Source organism: Streptomyces sp. NPDC001002 (assembly GCF_053599215.1).
Genome location: NZ_JBSFLV010000147.1, coordinates 1 through 22,346, shown reverse-complemented (window position 1 = coordinate 22,346; position 22,346 = coordinate 1). Strand labels below are relative to the sequence as shown.

Here is a 22,346-nt window from a genome sequence, read left to right as displayed (position 1 = left end):
GCCCCTTCAGGGCCGATCGGGGTCCGGGGCGGAGCCCCGGCGGGGTCGAAGGGGCAGCGCCCCTGGGATGGGACGGGTAGGGGCGGCGGGGGCGATCAAGTCCCGTCAGTACCATCCGCCGCCTCCCGAAGCGCAGCCCACCGAGCCTCCCGCGCAGCGTCATCATGCCAACCCCCCTCCACCGGCTCAGCCGGCAACAGGTCATACGCCTCCAACGCATCGTCCCCCCGCTGATCCCGCACCACCCCAACCCCGCCCCCCTGAACCGGCACCCCCTCCGGCAGAACAACACCACCCACCTCCAGCCCCGCTTCCTCCTTCCCCCGCACTCCCCCGCCCCCCTTCCGAATCCCCAACCACCCCACAACCGCAGCCACCCCAAACCCCGCCCCCACCTCACGCCCCCGCCACCCGCGAACCCCCAACGCCACCGGCACCCCCACCCCCGCCATCCACACAACCGCCACCCCACCCACCTGCCACCACACCGGCCCGAACTGAGCCAACGCCCCCACCCCAAGCCGCCCACCCGCAAGCCCCGCAAGCCCCGCAACCATCCCCCCACCCAGAACAGCAGCCACCCCACCAACCCCAGCAGTCCGCCCCCGCGACCAACTCCGCACCCCGACCCCCGCCTTCACCCCAACCCCGACACCACTCCCACCCCCGCTCCCAGCACCGGCACCGGAACCCGCACCGGCCCCCCGCCCCACAAACCACCCCACCACCACCCCCGCAACCACCGGCACCACCCCCACCGCCCACTCCAACGGCCCCCCGACCCCCACTCCCGGCACCGCCGCCAACAACGGAAACGGCGGCAGCAACGGCGCGGGGTCCGACGACAACGGCCCCACCACATGCCCCGCCCCCAACACGAACCCCGGCCCCAACCCGTACCCCACCGCCCACACCACCGCGTTAGGCACCAACGCCAGACACAGCAACAACACCGCGAACCGCCCCGACCACCCCTCCGTCAACTGCAGAAACGACCCCCGAACCACCCCGCCGTGCCACACCAGCGAGCCCCCCAGCAACAACGCCCCACCCCCGACCAGCACCGCCACCCCGGCCGACGCGGCCCGCACGGCGACCCCGAGCCGTTCCCGCGCCTCCACCCCGAGCACCAGCCGCCGCACGGACGCCGGCAGCAGAATCAGCACCCCGTCGGCGACATCCCGCGGACGCCCGTACGCCGTCCACACCCCCACCCCCGCCGCGACCACGACCACCGTCGGCACACACACCGCGGTCCACGCCCAGGACGGCCGCAACTCCCCGCCGGCCGCGTACAACGCGGCAGCCGCACCCACGCCGAGATACCCGACCACGACCCCGACCCACGCCGTCCGCCCGGCCACAAGGGGCGGACCATCGCCGTCGTCCTCACCGTCTCCCCCGCCCCCGTCCACCGCATCCCGCGCAGCCCGATGCACCAGCCACACAGGCACCGCGAGCAACAGCAACGGCGTGACACCGACCGGCGCGGGAACGCCGGAGAGCGTGTCGGTACGGACCAGTTCGGCGCCGTGCGCGAGCAGCCACAGCGCCGCCGCGACATGCAGCGCGCCCCCGGGCCCGCTGTCGGGATACGGCGAACTGATCCACAGCACCATCACGAGCACGGCGAACGACCCGAGCCCGAGCCCGGCCGCGAGCACGCCACCCAAGAGGCTCGCAGCCAGTCCGGGTGATCGGTCGAGCATCCGGGTGAGCAGGGACGACAACGGCGATCGACGAGCGGTCATCTGGATCACGCCCGTCATGCTCCCAACGACACGCGCTTTTTCGTCGTAACAGGCGAACCTCCGAAGTGTCGCCCAATATATATTTATGTACTTTTTCGTACGAAGGGGCGTCCTGTGACGCAGAGCCCTGCAACCCCCCTCCCCTCACCCAAGGAACGCCGACGCCTGCGCGAGTCCGGCTCGCTGACACAGGCTCAGCTCGCCGAACGGGTCGGCGTCTCGCGCGAGACGGTCCGCTCCTGGGAGACAGGCCGCACGACTCCACGCGGCGACAAACGGGAGGCGTACGCGAAACTGCTGGCCTCGCTCGACCGCCCGAAGCCCCGTCAGGAACCGGCAAGCCGCCCCACGGTGACGGTGTCTCTGGAAAAACCCCCAAAGCCAGAGCCAGAGCGAGAGCCAAAGCCAGAGCCCGAGCCGGCCGCCGCTCCCGCAACCCCCCTGACGCCCACTCAGGCCTTCGACGCGCTCTACGCGTTCTGCGCCCCCGCCCTCGTACGCCAGGCCTATCTCCTCACCGGCCGCCGCGAACTCGCGCGCGAGTCGGTCGAGCGGGCCTTCCAACTCGCCTGGCAGCGCTGGCCCGAGGTGGCGGTCGACCGCGACCCGGCGGGCTGGGTGCGGGCGACGGCGTACGAATACGCGCTCTCCCCCTGGCACCGCCTCCGCCCGCGCTACCGCCACCCGGAGCCGCCACCCCCGGACGCCGCCGACCGCGCCCTGCTGACCGCACTCCTCAAACTCCCGACCCCCCACCGCCGCACACTCATGCTCTACGACGGTGTCGGCCTCGACCTGCCCGAGACGGCGGCGGAGACGGAGGCGAGCACACCGGCGACGGCGAACCGGCTGCTGCACGCGCGCGAGGCGCTGGCCGCGTGTCTGCCGGAGCTGGCGGACCCCGCCGTGCTGCACCGACGCCTGGCCGAGGTCGCCTCCACGGAACGCTTGCGTGCGGCTCGGCCGCCGGCGGTGCGGAACGGGAGTGAGCGGAGGGCACGTTTCTGGACGCGGGCGGCTATCGCGTTCACGGTCGCCCTGATCGGCACGACTGCGCTGGCCGCGCGGACGGCACCCACGCACTATGAGCCGCCGATCGCCCCGGGGGCGGAGGTGCAGGGAGTGCCACCCCGGGTGGCGCCGGGTTCTCTGTCGGACGAGGAGGTAGAGCTCCGGGAGAAACTGCGAGGCGAGATGACGAGCGGCCCGGAGAGACTGCTTCCGCTGAGTCGCTGACTCCGACCCTGCCGACCTGCTTTTAAGGGGCGCGGGGAACTGCGCGACCAGCCACAACGAACCCGCACCCGCCCGACAACCCGACCCGGCACCCCCGAACGCGTTGGTGGGCCCGCCCCAACCCACAGAGCGAGCCCACCAACGTTGCAGCTAGGTACCTCAGCCGCCCAGGATCTCGCGCGCGAGCTTCGCCGTCTCGGTCGGCGTCTTGCCGACCTTGACGCCCGCGGCCTCAAGGGCCTCCTTCTTCGCCGCGGCCGTGCCGGAGGAACCGGAGACGATGGCGCCGGCGTGGCCCATCGTCTTGCCCTCGGGCGCGGTGAAGCCAGCGACGTAACCAACAACCGGCTTGGTCACGTTCTTCGCGATGAAGTCCGCGGCCCGCTCCTCCGCGTCGCCACCGATCTCACCGATCATCACGATCAGGTCGGTGTCGGGGTCGGCCTCGAACGCGGCGAGCGCGTCGATGTGGGTGGTGCCGATGACGGGGTCGCCACCGATGCCCACCGCCGACGAGAAGCCGATGTCACGGAGCTCGTACATCATCTGGTACGTCAGCGTGCCGGACTTCGAGACCAGGCCGATACGGCCCGGCTTGGTGATGTCGCCCGGGATGATGCCGGCGTTCGACTGACCGGGGGTGATCAGACCCGGGCAGTTCGGACCGATGATGCGCGTCTTGTTGCCCTGCGCGACCGCGTACGCGTAGAACGCGGCGGAGTCGTGCACAGCGATGCCCTCGGTGATGACGACCGCGAGCGGGATCTCCGCGTCGATCGCCTCGACGACCGCGGCCTTGGCGAAGGCCGGCGGTACGAAGAGGACGGATACGTTCGCGCCCGTCTTCTCGATCGCCTCGGCGACCGTGCCGAAGACCGGGATCTCGGTGCCGTCGAAGTCGACGGACGTGCCGGCCTTGCGCGGGTTCACGCCGCCGACGATGTTCGTGCCGTCGGCCAGCATGAGCTTGGTGTGCCGCATGCCCGTGGCACCGGTCATGCCCTGGACGATGACCTTGCTGTCCTTGTTGAGGAAGATAGCCATGGCTGTTAGTCCCTCGTCCCTTACTTCGCAGCCGCGAGCTCGGCGGCCTTGTCGGCCGCGCCGTCCATGGTGTCCACGCGCTGGACCAGCGGGTGGTTGGCGTCGGAGAGGATCTTGCGACCCAGCTCGGCGTTGTTGCCGTCGAGACGGACGACCAGCGGCTTGGTGACGCCCTCGCCCTTGTCCGCGAGCAGCTGCAGCGCCTGGACGATGCCGTTGGCGACCTCGTCGCAGGCGGTGATGCCACCGAAGACGTTGACGAAGACCGACTTGACGTCGGGGTCGCCGAGGATGATCTCCAGGCCGTTCGCCATCACGGCCGCGGACGCGCCGCCGCCGATGTCGAGGAAGTTGGCCGGCTTCACGCCACCGTGCTTCTCACCGGCGTACGCGACCACGTCGAGGGTGCTCATGACGAGACCCGCGCCGTTGCCGATGATGCCGACCTCGCCGTCGAGCTTGACGTAGTTGAGGTTCTTAGCCTTGGCGGCCGCCTCAAGCGGGTTGGCGGAGTCGTGGTCGATCAGCGCCTCGTGCTCCGGCTGGCGGAACTCGGCGTTCTCGTCGAGCGACACCTTGCCGTCGAGGGCGATGACCTTGCCGGACGCGACCTTGGCGAGCGGGTTGACCTCGACGAGGAGGGCGTCCTCCTTGACGAAGGTGTCCCACAGCGTCACCAGGATCTCGGCGACCTGCTCGGCGACGTCGGCCGGGAACTTCGCCTGCGCGACGATCTCGCGGGCCTTCTCGATCGAGACACCCTCGTTGGCGTCGACCGGGACCTTCGCGAGGGCCTCGGGGTTCTCCTCCGCGACGACCTCGATCTCCACGCCGCCCTGGACGGACGCCATGGCGAGGAAGGTGCGGTTGGTGCGGTCGAGGAGGTACGAGACGTAGTACTCCTCGACGATCTCGGGCGCGGTCTCGGCGATCATCACCTTGTGGACCGTGTGGCCCTTGATGTCCATGCCGAGGATGTCCGTCGCACGCGCGACGGCCTCGTCCGGGGTGGCGGCGAGCTTCACGCCACCGGCCTTGCCGCGGCCGCCGACCTTCACCTGGGCCTTGACGACGGACTTGCCACCGAGCCGCTCGGTGGCTGCGCGGGCCGCCTCAGGCGTGTCGATGACTTCACCGGCCAGCACCGGTACATCGTGCTTGGCGAAGAGGTCCCTCGCCTGATACTCGAACAGGTCCACGCGCTTCCGTCCTCAGTGATCTCGCGGTTCGTTGGATGCGTGGGCGTGCCGCGAAGGGCAACGTGACGTCCGCTGTCACAAGGGAGGCGCACACGGTGACCGAGCGCGCGGCATGTCCGTCTCGCAGGTTATCGCTGCTTGCGGAGGGCCCCTAAATCGAGGGTCACACCTGAGCGGTGATACCTGTCACATGATGCCGCCCTCACTGGCACGGCGTGCCGCGCGTGAGGCCCCACCGGGCTGGGGTTGACCCGGTGGGGCCCCCTGTACCGCCCCGAGGGGCGCGGAACGGGTGACACCCACCCCAATGGGCATCACCCGCCTCCGACCGCGGGATGTCAGCCGGACCGACCGACGGTTTTCGGTCGTCCTGGCTCAGGACCCGCGGAGTCGAGAAACGGCAGCAGGCAGCAGAAAGAAAAGGGAGAGGGACTACAGGGGAGGAGAGGGAAAGGGAGGGGGGAGCAGAGGGGCCGGAAGGGCCCCGGAGGGTTCTGCTCTACGCGGGGGAGACCGGGATGTCCCGGTGCCTGTCCCGGAGCTCGGCCGCGTCGGACCGCACGGCGGCACCGGCCACGAACCGCAACGGCACCCGGTGGCTCAGTGCGACGGCATGCGCGTCACCGTGCCGCGAGGAACCACCGTCGACGCCCGAACGGCTTCCCGCCGCGTCATCGCTCGGGTCACCGCCCGGCGCCTGACGCACGGGCGCATACCCGGCACCGGCAACCCGCCGACCATCGCTCACCGCCGAGACGTGCCTGACGCCTCCGGCCGCTACGACGGACACCGGGCCGTACGCCATCGCGCCGACCCCAGTCCTCGTCCCGGCCGAGCTGCTACGTCCCTTGCCCGAGACCTCGCCCGCCGCATGCCCGGCCCCATCCGGCTGAGGCGCCTGCGCGACGGGCGCGGGCAACGTCTGTCCCGACGCTTCGGGAGCCGTCGGGAGCGAGGGGACCGTGGGCAGAGTAGGCAGGGTGGGGAGGTCGGGGACCGAAGGGAGGGTCGGTAACGACGCCAGCGGCGGTATCTGCGCGGTCACCTCGGCCACCTCGTCGGTCACCGCCCGCACGACTCCGCCGACCGGCTCCAGGACCCCCGCATTCACGGTCCGGACGACGTGATCGACCACCGCGACGGGCTTCACCGGCTTGACCGGCTCAACGGTCCGCGCCGACTTCTTCGGCATCGTCGGCTTCACTTCAGCCGGCGCCCGCGGGCTGAGCAACTGCCCGACCGCGTGCACCGACGAGCTGACCGTCAACGATCGCGCCGACGGTCCCGAGGTCACCCCGTCCGCCGCCTGCGCCTGCTCCCCGCAGAGGAGCCCGGCCACGAACAACCCACCCACCAGCAAGGCCACTTGCAGCGCACGCCGCCCAACCGCCGTGCGCATCACGCGCAGAGCGGCAGCGGGCAGTACTGCGGGCCGGTTCAACTGGGGGCGGGTCCTCCGATGCGGGCGGGCGACACTCGGCGCACCGCTGACGGGCGTCGATCCTTGCACGCCCCTCCCGAGGTTGCGCAAGCCCCCTGTTACCGATGGATACTCATGTCCGTTTTGCCGCCCCTGTCGGTGTCAACGGATCGACAAGTCGCCTGCCAAGTCACCTGTCCCGCAGGCGAGTTGCCGAACCGTCACGCCGTGTCCGGCACCGGTATCGGCCGCTTCTCGATCGCCGCCGCCATCACCTCCGGGAAGAGGTCGGGCGTGCACGCGAACGCCGGTGCGCCCAGCGCGGCCAACGCCGCCGCATGCTCCCTGTCGTACGCCGGTGCCCCTTCATCCGACAGCGCGAGCAACGCCACGAACTGCACCCCTGACGCCTTCATCGCCGCGACCCGCTTCAGCATCTCGTCGCGTATCCCCCCTTCGTAGAGGTCGCTGATCAGCACGACCACCGTCTCGGCGGGGCGAGTTATCTGGGACTGGCAGTAGGCGAGCGCCCGGTTGATGTCCGTCCCGCCGCCGAGCTGCGTGCCGAACAGCACGTCGACCGGGTCGTCGAGCTGGTCGGTGAGGTCGACGACCGCCGTGTCGAAGACGACCAGCCGGGTGTTGATCGACCGCATGGACGCCAGTACCGCCCCGAACACCGACGCGTAGACGACGGACGCCGCCATCGACCCCGACTGGTCGATGCAGAGGACGACTTCCTTCTTCACCGACTGGGAGGCACGCCCGTACCCGATGAGCCGCTCCGGCACGATCGTCCCGTACTCCGGGAGGTAGTGCTTGAGGTTGGCCGCGATCGTGCGGTTCCAGTCGATGTCGTGGTGGCGCGGCCGGTTGATACGGGCGCTGCGGTCCAGGGCGCCGGAGAGCGTGGCCCGGGTGCGGGTCGCGAGCCGCTTCTCCAGGTCCTGAACCACCTTGCGTACGACCGCCCGTGCCGTCTCCTTCGTCGTCTCCGGCATCGCCTTGTTGAGCGAGAGCAGCGTGCCGACCAGGTGCACGTCGGCCTCCACCGCCTCCAGCATCTCCGGTTCGAGCAGCAGCGCGGACAGCCCGAGCCGGTCGATGGCGTCCCGCTGCATCACCTGCACGACGGAGGAGGGGAAGTACGTCCGGATGTCCCCGAGCCAACGTGCCACCGACGGCGCCGAGGCCCCGAGCCCCGCCGAACGCTCCCGCCCGGCCTTCGCCGCCCCTTCACCCTTCCCGTACAGCGCACCCAACGCCCCGTCCATCGCCGCGTCCTGCCCCGACAACGTGCACCCGGTGCCGTCGGCCGCGTCCCCGCCGAGCACAAGCCGCCAACGCCGAAGCCGCTCCTGGGTCGGGTCCGGGTTCATCGGGGCCTCCGTTGCCGCACCCGTCGAGGCTCCCGTTCCCGCTCCCGTGTCCGTCGTCCCGGTGCTCATCCGCGCACCTCCGTACGGCGCCGGTCCCACAACGGGACCACCCTCACGGTCGTCGTCGGCCGACGGTAAGTCGCCGTGCCCTGCTTGCACTTGTGCCCCGGTACGCGTCCACCGGCGTCCACCTCATCGCCCCGCTGCCCCGCCTGCGCCCGCCCGTCGGTCCTCATCGAGCCACCCCCACAAGGTTGTCGTCCGCGTCCTTGACCACGCCGCCCGCACCATCCACGCCGTCGAGTCCCAACAGCAGCCGCACCACGGGCAGTACGGCGTCCGCGCGCCCCGCATCGAGCTCGGCCGCGAAGCCGGGTATCCCGGAACCGGTCACCGCCGTATGCCCCGACCGGCCGGGCCCACGCCGGATCAGCTCACCGAGGGTCCGCCGCACCCCCGGCTCGTACGCCGAGAACGTCCGCCGCAGCAACGGCAGCACGTCCGTGAACGCCGCCGCCGGCACCTCCGTCAGCCAGGCGTCGACCAGTCCGAGCAGCCGCTCGTCGTGCACGAGCAGCATCCCGCCGCCGGAGCCGCCGCCCACGAACCCCTCGATCCACGCGGCCGCGTCCCCCGGCGCCGTCCCCGGGGACAGCACGAGCCCCATGAGCCGTGCCGCCTCGTCCTGCGCCAACTCCCCTTCGTCCAGCAGCAACCGCACGGCCCGCCCCCGCACCACCCCCGCGACGGTGTCCCGCACCCCCAACACCCGCAGCACGCGATGCCAACGCCCCCGCAGGGCAGCCCCAACGGCCCGATCCCCGGCGGCGGACTCGTCGTCCTCCTCCGCCCTCCCTACTGCAGAGCCACCCTCCGCATCCCCCCGTACAGGCACGTCGGCCAACAACCCCACCGCCCCGTGCACCGCGTCCAGATGGCGGCGCATCTCCTCGGCCGCGTCCGCGTCCAGGGCGGCGCAGGCCGGGGGAAGGCCGACGAAGATGCGTTCGGCGAGGCCCGCGGCGACCCCGGCCAGGGCTCCCGTGTCCGTGCCGCGCACATCGCCGTACCGCAGCGAACGGACCAGGGCCGGCAGGGCCTGGGCGAGATGACCGACGTCCGCGTCGAGCGCGGCCCGGTCGGCGAGGACCCGCATCACCACGGGCAAGGCGTCGGGCAGTTCGGCCAGCAGGCAGCGCTCCGCGAGCCCGGTGACATCGGCGAGGCCCTGCGCCCCCACCGCGTCCGCCTCGGCCTTCGCCGTCGCGGCGCCCAGCACGGTCGTGCCCCACACCCCGGCCTCGGCCACCCGCACGGACAGCTCCGGCTCCCACCGCAGCCGCCACGTCTCCCGGAACGTCCCCGTACTCCCCCGCGAGGCCGTCGACTCGCCCCACCCGATGCCCAGCAGCCGCAGCCGATGCAGCAGCCTGCTGCGCCCCGCATCGGTCTCCTTGCGCAGATCGAGCTCCAACTCCCGCTCGAACGCCTCCGGTTTGAGCCGCAGCCGACGCTGGATCCGGTCGAGGTCCCGCTGCAACGGCACCGCCGGCGCCGACCGCGGCACCTCCCCCAGCACGTCCCCCACGACCAACCGGTCGTGCACCAATGCCAGCGGCACGTCCGAGCCCTCGCACATCACCGCGCGCACGGCGTCGGTCGTCTCACCGAGCCCCGGCAGCGGACGACCGCGCATCGCGGCGAGCGTCTCGGCCAACCGCACCGCCTCGATGACATGCGCCGAGGACACCAGCCGGTCCTGGTCCCGCAGCAGTCCGGCCACCTTGGTCAGCCACCGCTCGACCGGCCGGTCCGGCGCGCTGAACAAGTGGCCGTACCAGCCGGGCGAGTCGATCCCCGCCCCGTAGCCGCTGACCCGCGCCAGCCGCCGATGCGTCCACGGCACCCACGTCATGTCCGCCTTGACCTTGGGCAGCCCCTTCACCAGCGCCCGGTCGGCTGCGACAGCCGTCCGCTGCCGCAGCGCCGGCACATGCCAGGCCCCGCACACGACAGCCACGTCGTCCCCGAACTCACGCTGCGCGGCCCGCACTTGGAGCCGCATGTACGCCTCCCGCACGAGATCCCGGTCGTGTCCCCCGACGCCGTAGGTCTCCCGCAGCACCCCCATGGCCTCCTCCAGCGCGGTGAACGGCGCGAACGCGTCCCCCTCGCCCACCCCCCGGTGCTCGACGACGTCCTCCCACCACCGCTCGGGGTCGTCGTAACCGGCGGCTTCGGCGAGCACGGCGAGCGGATCGACCCGGACGGAGGCGTCGAGGGGCTGTTGTGAGTCGGCGTCCGGGGTCCCGTCGGACGTCTCGTCAGGCGTCTCGTCAAGCCCGTCCTCCGCCCCCTTCTCCCATGCCAGCGTGTGCGTCGCCGGCAAGTCGATGAAGCGGGCCGGGACTTCGTGCTCCAGGGCCCAGCGGATCGCCACCCACTCCGGCGAGAACTCGGCCAGCGGCCAGAACGCCGAGCGGCCGGGCTCGTCCACGGCATGGGCGAGCAGGGCGACCGGCGGCCGCATGTCCTCCTCGGCGGCCAACGGGATCAGGAAGTCGGCCTCGGGCGGCCCCTCGATCAGCACGACCCGCGGCCGGCCCGCGTCCAACGCCGCCCGCACGGCCCGCGCCGAACCCGGCCCGTGGTGCCGTACGCCCAGCAGCAACGGCCGCTCGCCGACCGCCCCACTCCCACTGCCACCCCGCTCAGCCTCAAGGCCCGTCACAACGTCCCCCTCCTCACCACACTCGCCGACCTCGTCCGCCGTACGCCTTTCTGATGCCGCCCCCGCCTCCCGCCCTGCCATCGAAGCCACCGCCGCCCCCATCGACCCCGTTGCCCTCGCCGAACTGGCCGTCCCAGTCGTCCCCTCCGCCCCCTGCGTCCGTGCCCGTCGCTCCGACCACCCCCACCGGCCAGGCACCCCGCACACACCTCACCGCCCAACTCCCCCGAAGCCCCAGCCCCGCCCAACCCACCAGAGCTGGCAGACCCCCCTGATCCACCGCTCCCGCCGGATCCACCCGACCCACCCGATCCCTGGCCCCCGCCGGAGCGCCCCCACCCCAGGTCGTTCGTCACACGCTCACCTCTCGGCAGGCCCGGTAGAAGTCCGTCCAGCCGTCGCGCTCCCGCACGACCGCCTCCAGGTACTCCTGCCAGATCACGCGGTCGGCCGCCGGGTCGCGGACGACCGCGCCGAGGAGGCCCGCGGCGACGTCGCCGGCCCGCAGCACGCCGTCGCCGAAGTGGGCCGCCAGGGCAAGGCCGTTGGTGACGACGGAGATCGCCTCCGCCGTCGACAGCGTGCCGCTCGGCGACTTCACCTTCGTACGGCCGTCGGACGTCACCCCGTCGCGCAGCTCGCGGAAGACCGTGACGACACGACGGATCTCGTCGATACCGTCGGGTGCGGACGGCAGGTCCAGGGAGCTGCCGAGTTGGTCGACGCGGCGCGAGACGATGTCGACCTCGGCCTCGACGCTCTCCGGCAGCGGCAGCACCACCGTGTTGAACCGGCGGCGCAGGGCGCTGGAGAGGTCGTTGACCCCGCGGTCCCGGTCGTTGGCCGTCGCGATCAGGTTGAAGCCGCGGACCGCCTGCACCTCCTGCCCCAACTCCGGTATCGGCAGCGTCTTCTCGGACAGGATCGTGATGAGCGTGTCCTGCACGTCGGCGGGGATACGGGTCAGCTCCTCCACCCGCGCCGTCATCCCCTCCGCCATGGCCCGCATGACCGGGCTGGGCACGAGGGCGTCACGGCTGGGGCCGTGGGCGAGCAGCTGCGCGTAGTTCCACCCGTACCGGATCGCCTCCTCCGGCGTTCCCGCCGTGCCCTGCACGAGCAGCGTCGAGTCACCGCTGACGGCGGCGGCCAGGTGCTCGGACACCCAGGTCTTGGCCGTGCCGGGCACGCCGAGCAGGAGCAGGGCGCGGTCGGTGGCGAGGGTGGTGACGGCGACCTCGACCAGGCGGCGCGGGCCGACGTACTTCGGCGTGATCACCGTGCCGTCCGGCAGTGTGCCGCCGAGCAGATAGGTCGCCACCGCCCACGGCGACAGCTTCCAGCGGGCCGGGCGCGGGCGGTCGTCCTGCGCGGCCAGTGCGGCGAGTTCATCGGCGAAGGCGTGCTCGGCGTGCGGCCGCAACGGCTCGTTCGACGGCTTCTCGCTCGCACGCACGGACGCGGGTTCTACGGACACAGTCATGGCTGAGGCCCCCTCCAGCTCGGCCGGTTCGGATCTGGTGTCCACCGTGCACCATGCCACTGACAACGCGATCTGACCTGCGGAAACACCCGCACCTGCCCGCCCGCCGAACCGCTCGCGGACCGATTGTCAGTGCCGGGCTCTACCTTCGATGTCATGACTCAGGTGGGGGTGCGCTGGAGCGCGGATCAGGTGCTGGCACTGGCTCCTGACGCCGCATCACGCAAAGCGGGCAGCAAACTCGGGGCGGCCGGGCCGTGGTCCGAGGCGGGGAGTGGCGAGGAGGGGACGGTGTGGGGGCTGTGCAAGGGCAGTGGCAGCAAGCCGTATCAGACGGTCGTCGACATCGCGGACGCCTCCGGGCCCGCGTACAAGTGCAGTTGTCCGAGCCGGAAGTTCCCGTGCAAACACGCGCTCGGGCTGTTGCTGCTGTGGGCGGGCGAGGACGGCGCGGTGGCGCCGGGCGCACCGCCGGACTGGGCGGAGGAGTGGATAGAGGGGAGAAGGAAACGCACCGAGGAGAAGCGGACAGCGGCCGGCTCCGACTCCGCGCCGGGATCCGCTGATCCGGAGGCGGCGCGGCGGCGGGCGGAGCGCCGGGCCGAGCGGATCACCGCGGGCGCGACGGAGTTGGAGCAGCGCCTTGCGGACCTGTTGCGCGGTGGCCTGGCCAGCGCGGAGCAGACGGGGTACGCGCTGTGGGAGGAGACGGCGGCCCGCATGGTCGACGCCCAGGCACCCGGACTGGCCGCGCGGGTAAGGGAGTTGGGGGCGATCCCGTCGTCCGGTCCCGGTTGGCCGGTGCGGCTGCTGGAGGAGTGCGCGCTGCTCCACCTCCTCGACCAGGCCTGGCTGCACCGCGAAGGGCTGCCGGAGTCCCTGGCGGCCACGGTCCGCTCCCGTATCGGTCTCCCCAACTCGGCGGACGGCCCACCGCTGCGCGACCGCTGGCTGGTCCTGGCCCAGTACGACACGGCCGACGCCCGTCTGACGACCCGCCGCATCTGGCTCTACGGCGCCGACTCGGACCGCACGGCCCTGCTCCTCTCCTACGGCGCCGCCGGCCGCGCCCCCGAACTGGCCCTGCCGGTGGGCCTGACCCTGGACGCGGAAGTGGCCGCGTATCCGGGCGCGGGCCAGCCCCGGGCGGCGCTCGGCGAACAGTTCGCACCGCCAACACCCGCCGCGATACGCCCGCCAGGAGTGACGACGACCCAGGCCGCCGCGCGCTATGGCGAGGCACTGCGCGACGACCCCTGGCTGGACTCGGTCCCGATCACCCTGGACCGCGTCATACCCACCCCCGCGAGCGACGGCTGGCAACTCGTGGACGCCGACACGGACACCGCGCTCCCCCTCACCCCCACGGCCCGCTCCCGCCCCGGCCTCTGGCGCCTGATCGCCCTCTCGGGCGGTACCCCCGTCAAGGTCTTCGGCGAGTGCGGCCACCGAGGCTTCACGCCGTTGACGGCCTGGACGGAGGGCACGGAAGAGGCGGTGACGCTGTGCTGACCCAACGGAACGGGATTCAGGTGCGGCGCACCCCGTCGCTCACGTCCACGTCCACGCCCTCCACGCGCACTACACGGAGAGGAACCACATGAGCAGCACACCCGGTGCCACGGCTGAGCCCACCTCCACAAACAAGTCCGCGCCGAACAACTGGGAAGAACTGGTCACAGCAGCGCTCCTCGGAACGGACCGGCGCACCCCGCCGACCCACCGACACGAACCCGGAGACGGACACGTCCGCCCGGCGCCCGTCGCCTTGCTCGACGCCGCGGCCGTCGAGACCGTACGCCGTCGAGCCGGCCTGCGCCCGGCGCAGGCGGCCCCCCGCCCCGAACCCGCCCCGCAGGACTCGCGCCCCGCGTTGCCCGCCCCGGCAGCCCGCAGGCTGGCGCTGCTGCTAGCCGACCGCCCCGGCGCGGGTGGCGGGGGCCGCAGGGGCACGGCACCCGACCTCATGGAGCTGTTGCCGCAGTGGCTCGCGGCGGCGAACGCCCGGGGGTTCGGCGCACCCGCGCAGTTGCTGCCCGCCCTGCTGGACGCGGCGCGCGGGCGGACGGATCTGCGGCCGGCGGCGCTGACGTTCGCGGGGTCGCGCGCGGTGTGGCTCGCCCGGCTGAACCCGGACTGGCGTTTCGCCCTGCGCGCGACGCCGGGCGGAGGTGCGGCGCTGCCCGCTCCGGACGACGAGGAGGGCACCCGACGGCTCTGGCAGGAGGGCCTGTTCGCCGAACGGGTCGCGTTGTTGTCGGCCCTGCGCGCCCACGCACCCGCCACCGCACGCGAGTTGCTGACGACGACCTGGCCGACGGAGCGGGCCGAGGATCGCCTGATGTTCCTCGACTCGTTGCGGTCGGGTCTGGGCCCGCAGGACGAGCCGTTCCTGGAACAGGCGTTGGCCGACCGCAGCCGCAACGTGCGGGCGACGGCGGCGGAGTTGCTCTCCGCGCTGCCGGACTCGGCGCTCGCCGGACGGATGGCGGTCAGGGCCGGGGCCTGCGTGACCGTTGACCCCATGCGAGAGACGCCGACGGTCGTCGTCGAGGCCCCGCACGAGTGCGACGCGAGCATGGAGCGCGACGGCGTGGTCGCCAAGGCCCCGGCGGGCCGGGGTGAACGGTCGTGGTGGTTCGGCCAGTTGGCGGAGGCGGCCCCTCTCGGGACCTGGCCGGCGCGGCTGGGTGGACGTACGCCCCAGGAGCTGGTGGCGCTGCCGGTGGCCGACGACTGGCAGAGCGACCTGCACGCGGCGTGGTGCCGGGCCGCGGTACGGCAGCGAAACGCCGAGTGGGCGCGGGCGCTGCTGGGCACGCCCTCCGCGCCCGAGGCCGGCGGCCCGGGAGCCGTCTCCCTGGCCGAGCGCGCCAAGCTGCTCGGCACATTGAGCGCCGCCGAACGCTCCGACTGGGTCGCCGGGTTCATCGCGACACACGGGCTGTCGGAGGCGTTCCAGCTGCTCGGAGTGTGCGCGATTCCGTGGTCCGAGCCGCTGGGGCGAGCGGTGGTCGACGCACTCGACATCGCACGGGACGCGGGGAGTTACCCCTGGAGCTTCAGCGGAGTCATGGGCCTGGCCGAACGCTGCCTCGACCCCGGACAGGCAGGCCGTCTGGAGGGCCTGACATCCATACCGGAGGAGGCGGAGGACGCGTCACCGGGAGCGGGCGGCTACTGGGCGGAGGCGTTCCAACGCCTGGTCACGACCTTGCGGTTGCGGGCGAGGATGGCGGAGGAATTGGAGTGCAGGTCAGGCCAATCCAGCCCGTCCGGCGTTTGAGGACGAGGCCCCTTCAGGGCCGAAGCGGGGGTCTGGGGGCGCAGCCCCCAGGGACGGCCACCACAACCGACCCGCACCCGAAAAACGACCTACGCCCCCGTCGGCTGCCGCACAGCAACCCGAACCCAGTCCACGATCGCCTGCGTAGTCGCCCCCGGCGTAAAGATCTCCGCGACCCCCTTCTCCTTCAGCGGCGCGATGTCCGCCTCCGGAATGATCCCGCCGCCGAACACGAGAATGTCCGCCGCGTCCCGCTCCTTCAGCAGGTCGATCACCGCGGCGAAGAGCGTGTTGTGCGCGCCGGACAGGATGGACAGCCCGATCGCGTCGGCGTCCTCCTGGATCGCGGTGTCGACGATCTGCTCGGGAGTCTGGTGGAGCCCGGTGTAGATGACCTCCATACCGGCATCGCGCAGCGCCCGCGCGATCACCTTGGCTCCTCGGTCGTGCCCGTCGAGCCCGGGCTTGGCCACCACGACGCGGATCGGACCGGCTGCCACAGCCATCACTGCCTCCATGAAGCGACTACATCCATCCGTACCGACATGTGTACCGGCATGGGTACCGACCTACCAGCAAGTGAACGAACGTTATCTCCAGCATCCCGCAAGCGGCAGTTTCGCGAGGGAGACCGAGGGGGAAATCACACGGTGGGACACGTTCGTAGCGCATATTTCGCGCGACGGGAGCCGCAACGAGGTCGCCGCACCACCGCGCCGCAGGCCGCGCGGCGTCGTCGTAGACGACCGCCAGATGCTGGCCGGAGCCGCCGGTGTCGGGCAGTTCCTCGCCGTCGCTGAAGCGGACGATCTCGGGGGCCGCCACGTCGGTCCTGGCGACCGCCAGCTCCCACTGGCCGATGTCCGCCGCGTAACGGACCTGGACCCGGTTGGCGTTGGCACCCGGCAGCGACAGCACCGTCTGCGACTTCTCCGGGTCGAGCGAGGTGAGCTGGACCCGGGCGCTCACGGTGAAGCTGGTGTTGCCGGTGACCGGGGCGGTGGCGGTGGACGCGTAGTCACCGTCGCCGTCCAGGACCAGATTGCCCTCGCCGACCAGCGGCGCGTCGTCGAACAGGTCGGCCGGACGGTAGACGTGGGCGTTGCCCGCCAGGGTCAGTGCCTGGCCGCCGCCGGTCTCGGCGGACGTGGTGCCGCTCGCCGCGTCGAGCTGCCAGTAGCCCTTGCGCTCCGGCTTGACGGTCATCAACTCCGCGACCTGGGCGGCCGGCAGGACCCGGTCGAAGACCCGGACCTCGGCGAGGTCACCCGTGAAGTTGTCGCGGTAGCCGCTCTTGGCCGAGGCCCTGCCGATCTGCAGCGGACCGTGCGAGGCCCACGTGGACTGGCGCTTGGCGACGCCCTTGGAGTCCTTGTTGATGTAGAGCCTGAGCTCCGGGCCGTCGCTCTTCTGCCCGTCGTAGACACCGGTCAGCAGCACCCACTGGTCCTTGACCACGGACACTCCGGTGGAGACGGCCTTCCACTCGCCGAGCGAGTCCACGTCGTTGACCGGGACGGCGAACTTCCAGGTCTTCTCGGTGGCGTCGTAGCCGAGGGTGAAGCCGGGCTCGCCGGTGCCGTCCTGGCTGATGATCGTCATGTCCTTGTCCAGCGAGGTGGGCCGCACCCAGGCGCTGACACTGAAGTTCTTCGCGGTGTCGAGCACGGTCTCGCTGACGTCGAGGTAGGACTCGGCGCTGCCGTCGAAGCGGGCCGCCCGGTCGGCCTTGCCACCGGGTCCGTCCACCTCGAAGGCGACGGCACTGCCGGCCGTGGCCGAGAACTCGCCGGTCTCGTCGTGGGCCTCACCGGCACCCGGTTCCTCGGTGCCGTCCTCGCCGGGTCCCGCCGCCTTGTCGGCGAGGTTCCACTGCGCGACGACCGGAGCGCCCTCGCTGACGAGGAAGTGGTACGGGGTGCTGCTGGCGTGCGCCGCCTTGTCGACGGCGACGACCTCCAGCACATGGCGGCCGGCCCGGGTCGGCATGTGCTGCACCGAGACCGTCCCGCCCGCCGCGGCCGGCACCGCGTCCTTCAACGGAGCCCCGTCGAAGGAGTACTGGTACTTCACGACGTCGGTGTCCGGGATGCTGTCGTTGCGGTTGGGCGAGAAGGTGAAGGTGCCGTAGGTGCCCACGCCGTCGTGGTAGACGGTGTCGGCCGGGTACTCCTTGGACACCACCACCGGCTTGCCGGGCCATGTCTTGTCGTACGTGAACTCGCAGCGCTGCGTGCCGGTGGAACTCCACGGTCCGTAGCCGTCACCGTCGTAGGCCCGCGCACTCCAGAAGATGGTGGTGTTCTGCGGGATCGACGACTTCACGGTGTGGGTGAACCGGGTGTTCTCCGTCGGGGAGAGCCAGTCGGGGGTGGTGTACGTGTACGAACCGGGGGTGGTGCCGCCCCACTCCACCTTGAACTCGACCTTCACCTTGTCGGTCTTGCCGGCGCCGTGGTCCGGGTCGCTGGCGATGGCCTGCAGCTTGGGCGGGACATCGGTGTACGCGCGGCCCGTACCCCACTTGCAGACACCACCGGGGTCGGTGAACATCTCGGACGTCTTGATCTGCCGGGGCAGGTTGTTGTACTTGATCGACAGATAGGCGTTGCCGCAGATCCGCTTCCACTCCGCGAAGCGGGACTCGTCGGCCGCCCGCAGACCGAGCGTCATCGAGTTCCAGCCGCCCGCGGCGGCCGTCTTGACCTCGCTGGTCAGCTCACCGGAGGCGCCGCTCTCGAAGTGCAGGTTGGCCTGGCTGGAGCAGGAGGTCGGGGAGATCGCCTTGTCGACGGTCTGGAGGTAGTCGTCCCAGTCGTCCGAGGTGTTGGACCAGTTGCTGGAGGAGTTGACGCTGTAGTTCTGGCCGCCGATCCGGTAGAGCTGGATGGGCTCGGCGGTCGGGGTGGCGCTGTAGATGTGCTCGACCCGGGCGGAGAAGGTCGCGCCCAGGATCTGCTTCCCCTTGTAGAAGGAGAGCGGCATCGTGAACATCACGCGGCGGCTGCCGACGCCGTTGCAGGAGACCGGGTTGTAGTCGGTGGGGCACTTGCCGACGCCCGCGCTGCCCGAGTACTTCCAGTCCTGTTCGCTCGGCATCCCGGACATGACGCCGGTCCAGGCGGTGCGCGAAGTGGTGCGCTGGATCGGGTCGATGACGACGGGGAAGACGGTGTCCTCGCCGGTCAGCAGCTTCTGGTCGGGGACGAGGGTCAGCTTGTCCTTGCCCACCTCGACGTCGAGCGGGGCGACGCGTCCGCCACCGCCGGGGCCTTCGAGAGCGGCCTCGGTGGTCTCGGCGGCCTGGGGACCGGCCTTGGCCGTCCCGGTCGGCGCAGCTGTCGTAGCCGTCCCGCTCGTCTCGGCCGCGGCGGCCTTCAGTGCCTTGGCGACGCCCTTGGGCCCCTGCGCCTGGCTCTTCGCGGCGGCCTCCTCGACGGCGGCCGAGTCCCACATTCCGGGCTTGCCCGCCTGGAAGACCGTGCCGCCCACCACGGCGTCCTCCGCCACGATGGCGCCGCCGGCACCTTCGGTGACCTTGAGGCCGTCCGTGTCCAGACCGAGGTCGAGCCTGGCGATCCTCGGGTCGGCCGCCGCCTCCGGCGTCTTGACGACCAGCAGATGACCGAAGCCGTCGGCCTCGGCCCGCACCGTCAGGTCGACACCGGGCAGGGCGTCGACGTAGGTGGCGGTGTCGCCCTCGACGACCGGCGCGGGCAGCTTGCCGTACGGCCAGCTCAGGGCCAGTTCACGGCCCGCCCGGCGCATCTCCACGAAGGGCTTGCCTGCCTGTCCCGCGGAGAAGACCAGGTCGACGGTGGCGGCCTTGGGCCCCCAGTCGCCGTCGGCCCGCTTCACCAACGTGGCGTCCACGTCGACCCACTTGCCGCCGCGGACCGTGTGCACCGGCTCGGTGTACTCGCGGGCGGTGAAGGTGCCGTCGGGCTCGGCGAAGATCTCCCGGCGCTCGGTGCGCAGTCCGACGACCTCGGTCCGCTCGCCGCTCTCCTTGGCGGCGGACAGGGCCTCCTGCTCGGTCGCCATCGGCCGGTCGGCCGCCACGGGCGCCGGGGAGCCGGCCCCTCCCGCGCCGCCGGTGCCCTCCGGCAGGACGGCCAGGGTGCCGGTCAGTACGGCACCGGCCAGCGCGCCGGCGAGGACGGCCCGGCGCACGGTTCTCCGCACCCGGGGCGTCGGCCCAGATCTGTCTGCGGACACGCGTCCACTCCCCCGTCGATCCTGTTGATCCCGCTGATCGTGTCGATCCCGTCGATCCAGCGGGCCCATCCGACCCTGCTGATCCCGCGGATCCCTCTGATCCCGTCGATTCATGTCAGCCACGCCGCCGTCACCGCACGCCCGCGCCGAAGGCCACGCCACCCGCGGGAAGGCCGCCCTCGCCGGGCTTGAAGGTCTGCGTCGGGGCCCCGCCGTCGGCCACGTTCCAGGAGAAGCCGTAGACCGCGCGGGCCTCGGCGGGACCGTAGGGCACACCCACGTACAGCGCGGAAGGGGTGGCCCCGAGGCTCATCCCGGTGAGCATCCGGGGCGCGGCCACGGCGCCGATGCCGAATCCGGGGTCGATCCAGTGGTCCGAGGCGGAGGGGGCGCCGACCATGGGGACGATCTGGACGCCGCCCTTGTCCTGGTGCTCCTCCGTGGACTCCTCACCCGGCGCACCGATGGCCAGCCGGGCGGTGGTGCCGGTGGTGGTGCTGTTGGGCGCGGTGTTCACCGCGGCGAGCCGTTGACCGAAGAAGTCACCGGTCTCGGCCTCCCCGTCGATGCCCTCCGCGTCCTGGTCGACGTACGCCAGCTCGGTGAGCTCGCCGGTCGCGGGCACCCGGAAGATGTGGACGACGCCGGAGTCGACACCGCCGGCCGTGTCCTCGTTGGGCACGCCCACGGCGAGCAGCGACTCGGTGGTGGAGGTCGCCCCGGCCGGCCGGTAGGGGACCATCGCGAGCGAGGTGGCGAACCCGTCGCCGATCTCGGGCTCGCTGGTGACACCCGGCCGGTTCTGGGCGATGAGGCCCTGCGGGGCGGGATATCCGGAGACGAGGGTGTGGCTGAAGATGTTGGCGATGCCCGCGAAAGGCCCGGCACCCGCGCCTTCGCCGGGAGCACCGACCGCGAAGTGGGTCGGGCTCGCGGCGAGCGCGTACCCGAAGCGGTCGTTCACCTCCGCCGCGTCCGGCACCGCGCCGCCGGCCTCGGTGTTCTGCGTGACGGTGACGACGGTCCGGGCCGTCCCGTGGACGTAGCTGATCATCCCGGCGTCCGGCACGGTGCCGAGGTCCTCGCCCGGGCTGCCGATCAGCAGGTACGGCGTGCCCGCCGAGGTCTTGCCGGCGGCGACCGAGAATCCGGTCCAGTCGTTCAGCTCCAGGGCGCCGCCGAGCGCCTTGTCGGCGCCCTGGTAGAACTCGACGGGCGCGGCGCCGGTGGTGAGGCCGCCGGTCGCGCCGTACAGGAGCTGGACGTCACCGGCGTCCCGGACCGTGCCCATGTCCTCGTACGGCAGGCCGACCACGAGGTCGCTGCAGCCGTCGAGGTTGGCGTCGTAGACGGCGGTCGAGAACCCGTAGCGGTCGTCCGTCTCCGGTGCGCCCGGCACCGCGGCGAGCGCCTGGGTCACCAGGAAGGTGCCCTTGCCGCCGCCGTAGACGATGTGGATCGCGCCCGCCCGTGCCACCCCGTCCACGGTGGCCTCCGGGTCGGTGATGACCGTGTCCCGCGCTCCGTCACCGTTGAAGTCCGAGTCGACCCCCGACGGACAGGCGACGGCCGCGGCGGCCGGTGTCCCCCCTGAGCCGAGCCCGAGCGTCAGCAACAGCACCGACAGCGTTGTGGCAGCACAACGCCGCCACACTTTCCCCGACTTTGCCACCCGTTTTCCCCCAGATGAAAAAAACATAAGAAGATCGAGGCAGTCTCATGTGACATGCACATGCGTCACAACGTGTCCAAGGCTTCTCAGTGGGTGACAAACGACACAGCAACCAAACAGACAGCGCTTACAACGTGCAGATCCGGGACACATCGCGCCGCTGTACGGCCGTAGAGCGGCATCGCGGGACGAGGCCGCAGGACGACGTCGCAGAAAAACAGGGCGGCCCACCCGGTACGAACCGGGTGGGCCGCCAATCGCACTGCGCGGTGAGCGCGTCAGTCCTCCGTGGAGACCGACACACCGGACGGGGACTGCTCCGCCGCCACCGTCTTCTTCGACGCCGACTTCTTGGCGGTGGCCGTCTTGGCCGCCTTCTTGACCGTCGCCTTCTTCGCGGCCGTCTTCTTGGCCGCGGTCTTCTTGGTGGCGGTCGTCTTGGTCGCGGCCTTCTTCGCCGTGGCCTTCTTGGCCGTCTTCCGGGCCGTCTTCTCGGCCGCCGGAGCCTCGGTGCCCGCCTCCGCGGACTCCCCGGCGGCCGGGGCCGGCGCCTCCGCCGACGGGACGACCACGACGGCCGCCTCCTCGGACGCGGTGGGCGCGGTGGCCTTGCGGACGGCACGGCGGCGCGGACGGGCCGGGGCGGCGCTGTCGGCGGACGCCTCGGGCTGCTCGGCCGGTGCGGGAGCCGCTGCCTGCGGAGCCGCCTCCGGCTGCCGCTCGGGCGCGGTCTCGGCGACCGTCACCACGGCGGCCTCCGCTCCCGCGGGCGAACCGGCGGGCGCGGACACCTTGCGGGTGGCGCGACGACGGGTACGTCCCTTGGGCGCGGTTCGTTGGCATCGGTCCTCCGGTGATAATGCGTAACTTCAGCGGTCGTCGGTGACGTTAAACCGACCGAAACAAATGCGCAATACCCCTTGACCG

Annotated in this window: 14 protein-coding genes; 3 read left to right on the top strand and 11 right to left on the bottom strand. The window is 71.8% G+C overall.

What is annotated here, in order from left to right:
* Window positions 1–95: 95 nt before the first annotated feature.
* Complete coding sequence (locus ACWDR3_RS39450; protein WP_450357419.1) at window positions 96–1,769, bottom strand: cell division protein PerM; 1,674 nt, start codon at window positions 1,767–1,769, stop codon at window positions 96–98.
* Between the two features lie 96 nt (window positions 1,770–1,865).
* On the opposite strand from ACWDR3_RS39450, the gene ACWDR3_RS39445 reads away from it, so the two are divergent.
* Entirely contained in the window at window positions 1,866–2,987 is a 1,122-nt protein-coding gene (locus ACWDR3_RS39445) for a helix-turn-helix domain-containing protein (protein WP_450357418.1), read from the top strand.
* A gap of 159 nt (window positions 2,988–3,146) precedes the next feature.
* On the opposite strand, the gene sucD is transcribed toward ACWDR3_RS39445, so the two are convergent.
* The 6 genes from sucD to ACWDR3_RS39415 all read right to left on the bottom strand — a co-directional run bounded on the left by sucD (window position 3,147) and on the right by ACWDR3_RS39415 (window position 12,243).
* Window positions 3,147–4,031, bottom strand: a complete 885-nt coding sequence (gene sucD / locus ACWDR3_RS39440; protein ID WP_450357417.1) for a succinate--CoA ligase subunit alpha — start codon at window positions 4,029–4,031, stop codon at window positions 3,147–3,149.
* Between the two features lie 20 nt (window positions 4,032–4,051).
* The gene (sucC, locus tag ACWDR3_RS39435; protein ID WP_450357416.1) at window positions 4,052–5,230 is read right to left on the bottom strand and encodes an ADP-forming succinate--CoA ligase subunit beta; all 1,179 of its coding nucleotides are present in this window, start codon (window positions 5,228–5,230) and stop codon (window positions 4,052–4,054) included.
* A 499-nt stretch (window positions 5,231–5,729) separates the two neighbouring features.
* The gene (locus ACWDR3_RS39430; protein WP_450357415.1) at window positions 5,730–6,671 is read right to left on the bottom strand and encodes a hypothetical protein; all 942 of its coding nucleotides are present in this window, start codon (window positions 6,669–6,671) and stop codon (window positions 5,730–5,732) included.
* Between the two features lie 200 nt (window positions 6,672–6,871).
* Window positions 6,872–8,029, bottom strand: a complete 1,158-nt coding sequence (locus ACWDR3_RS39425; protein WP_450357420.1) for a VWA domain-containing protein — start codon at window positions 8,027–8,029, stop codon at window positions 6,872–6,874.
* A gap of 232 nt (window positions 8,030–8,261) precedes the next feature.
* Window positions 8,262–10,862, bottom strand: coding sequence for a DUF5682 family protein (locus ACWDR3_RS39420; protein ID WP_450357414.1), 2,601 nt, complete (start codon window positions 10,860–10,862; stop codon window positions 8,262–8,264).
* Between the two features lie 250 nt (window positions 10,863–11,112).
* Window positions 11,113–12,243 (bottom strand): ATP-binding protein, encoded by a 1,131-nt coding sequence (locus ACWDR3_RS39415; protein ID WP_401713874.1) that lies wholly within the window; start codon window positions 12,241–12,243, stop codon window positions 11,113–11,115.
* Window positions 12,244–12,399: 156 nt separating this feature from the next.
* Here ACWDR3_RS39415 and ACWDR3_RS39410 point away from each other — a divergent pair, with 156 nt between their 5' ends.
* On the top strand, window positions 12,400–13,755 hold the full coding sequence (locus ACWDR3_RS39410) for an SWIM zinc finger family protein (protein ID WP_450357413.1): 1,356 nt from the start codon (window positions 12,400–12,402) through the stop codon (window positions 13,753–13,755).
* 88 nt (window positions 13,756–13,843) lie between these two features.
* On the top strand, window positions 13,844–15,529 hold the full coding sequence (locus ACWDR3_RS39405) for a DUF5691 domain-containing protein (protein WP_450357412.1): 1,686 nt from the start codon (window positions 13,844–13,846) through the stop codon (window positions 15,527–15,529).
* 89 nt (window positions 15,530–15,618) lie between these two features.
* Here the strand turns inward: ACWDR3_RS39405 and ACWDR3_RS39400 are convergent, their stop codons facing one another.
* The 4 genes from ACWDR3_RS39400 to ACWDR3_RS39385 form a co-directional block, all read right to left on the bottom strand.
* Entirely contained in the window at window positions 15,619–16,035 is a 417-nt protein-coding gene (locus ACWDR3_RS39400) for a cobalamin B12-binding domain-containing protein (RefSeq protein ID WP_450357411.1), read from the bottom strand.
* Between the two features lie 19 nt (window positions 16,036–16,054).
* A complete protein-coding gene (locus ACWDR3_RS39395; protein ID WP_450357410.1) occupies window positions 16,055–19,747 on the bottom strand; it encodes a LamG-like jellyroll fold domain-containing protein in 3,693 nt (1,230 codons plus the stop codon).
* A gap of 130 nt (window positions 19,748–19,877) precedes the next feature.
* Complete coding sequence (locus tag ACWDR3_RS39390; protein WP_450357409.1) at window positions 19,878–21,368, bottom strand: VCBS repeat-containing protein; 1,491 nt, start codon at window positions 21,366–21,368, stop codon at window positions 19,878–19,880.
* A gap of 329 nt (window positions 21,369–21,697) precedes the next feature.
* The gene (locus tag ACWDR3_RS39385) at window positions 21,698–22,210 is read right to left on the bottom strand and encodes a hypothetical protein (protein WP_450357408.1); all 513 of its coding nucleotides are present in this window, start codon (window positions 22,208–22,210) and stop codon (window positions 21,698–21,700) included.
* Between the last annotated feature and the right edge of the window lie 136 nt (window positions 22,211–22,346).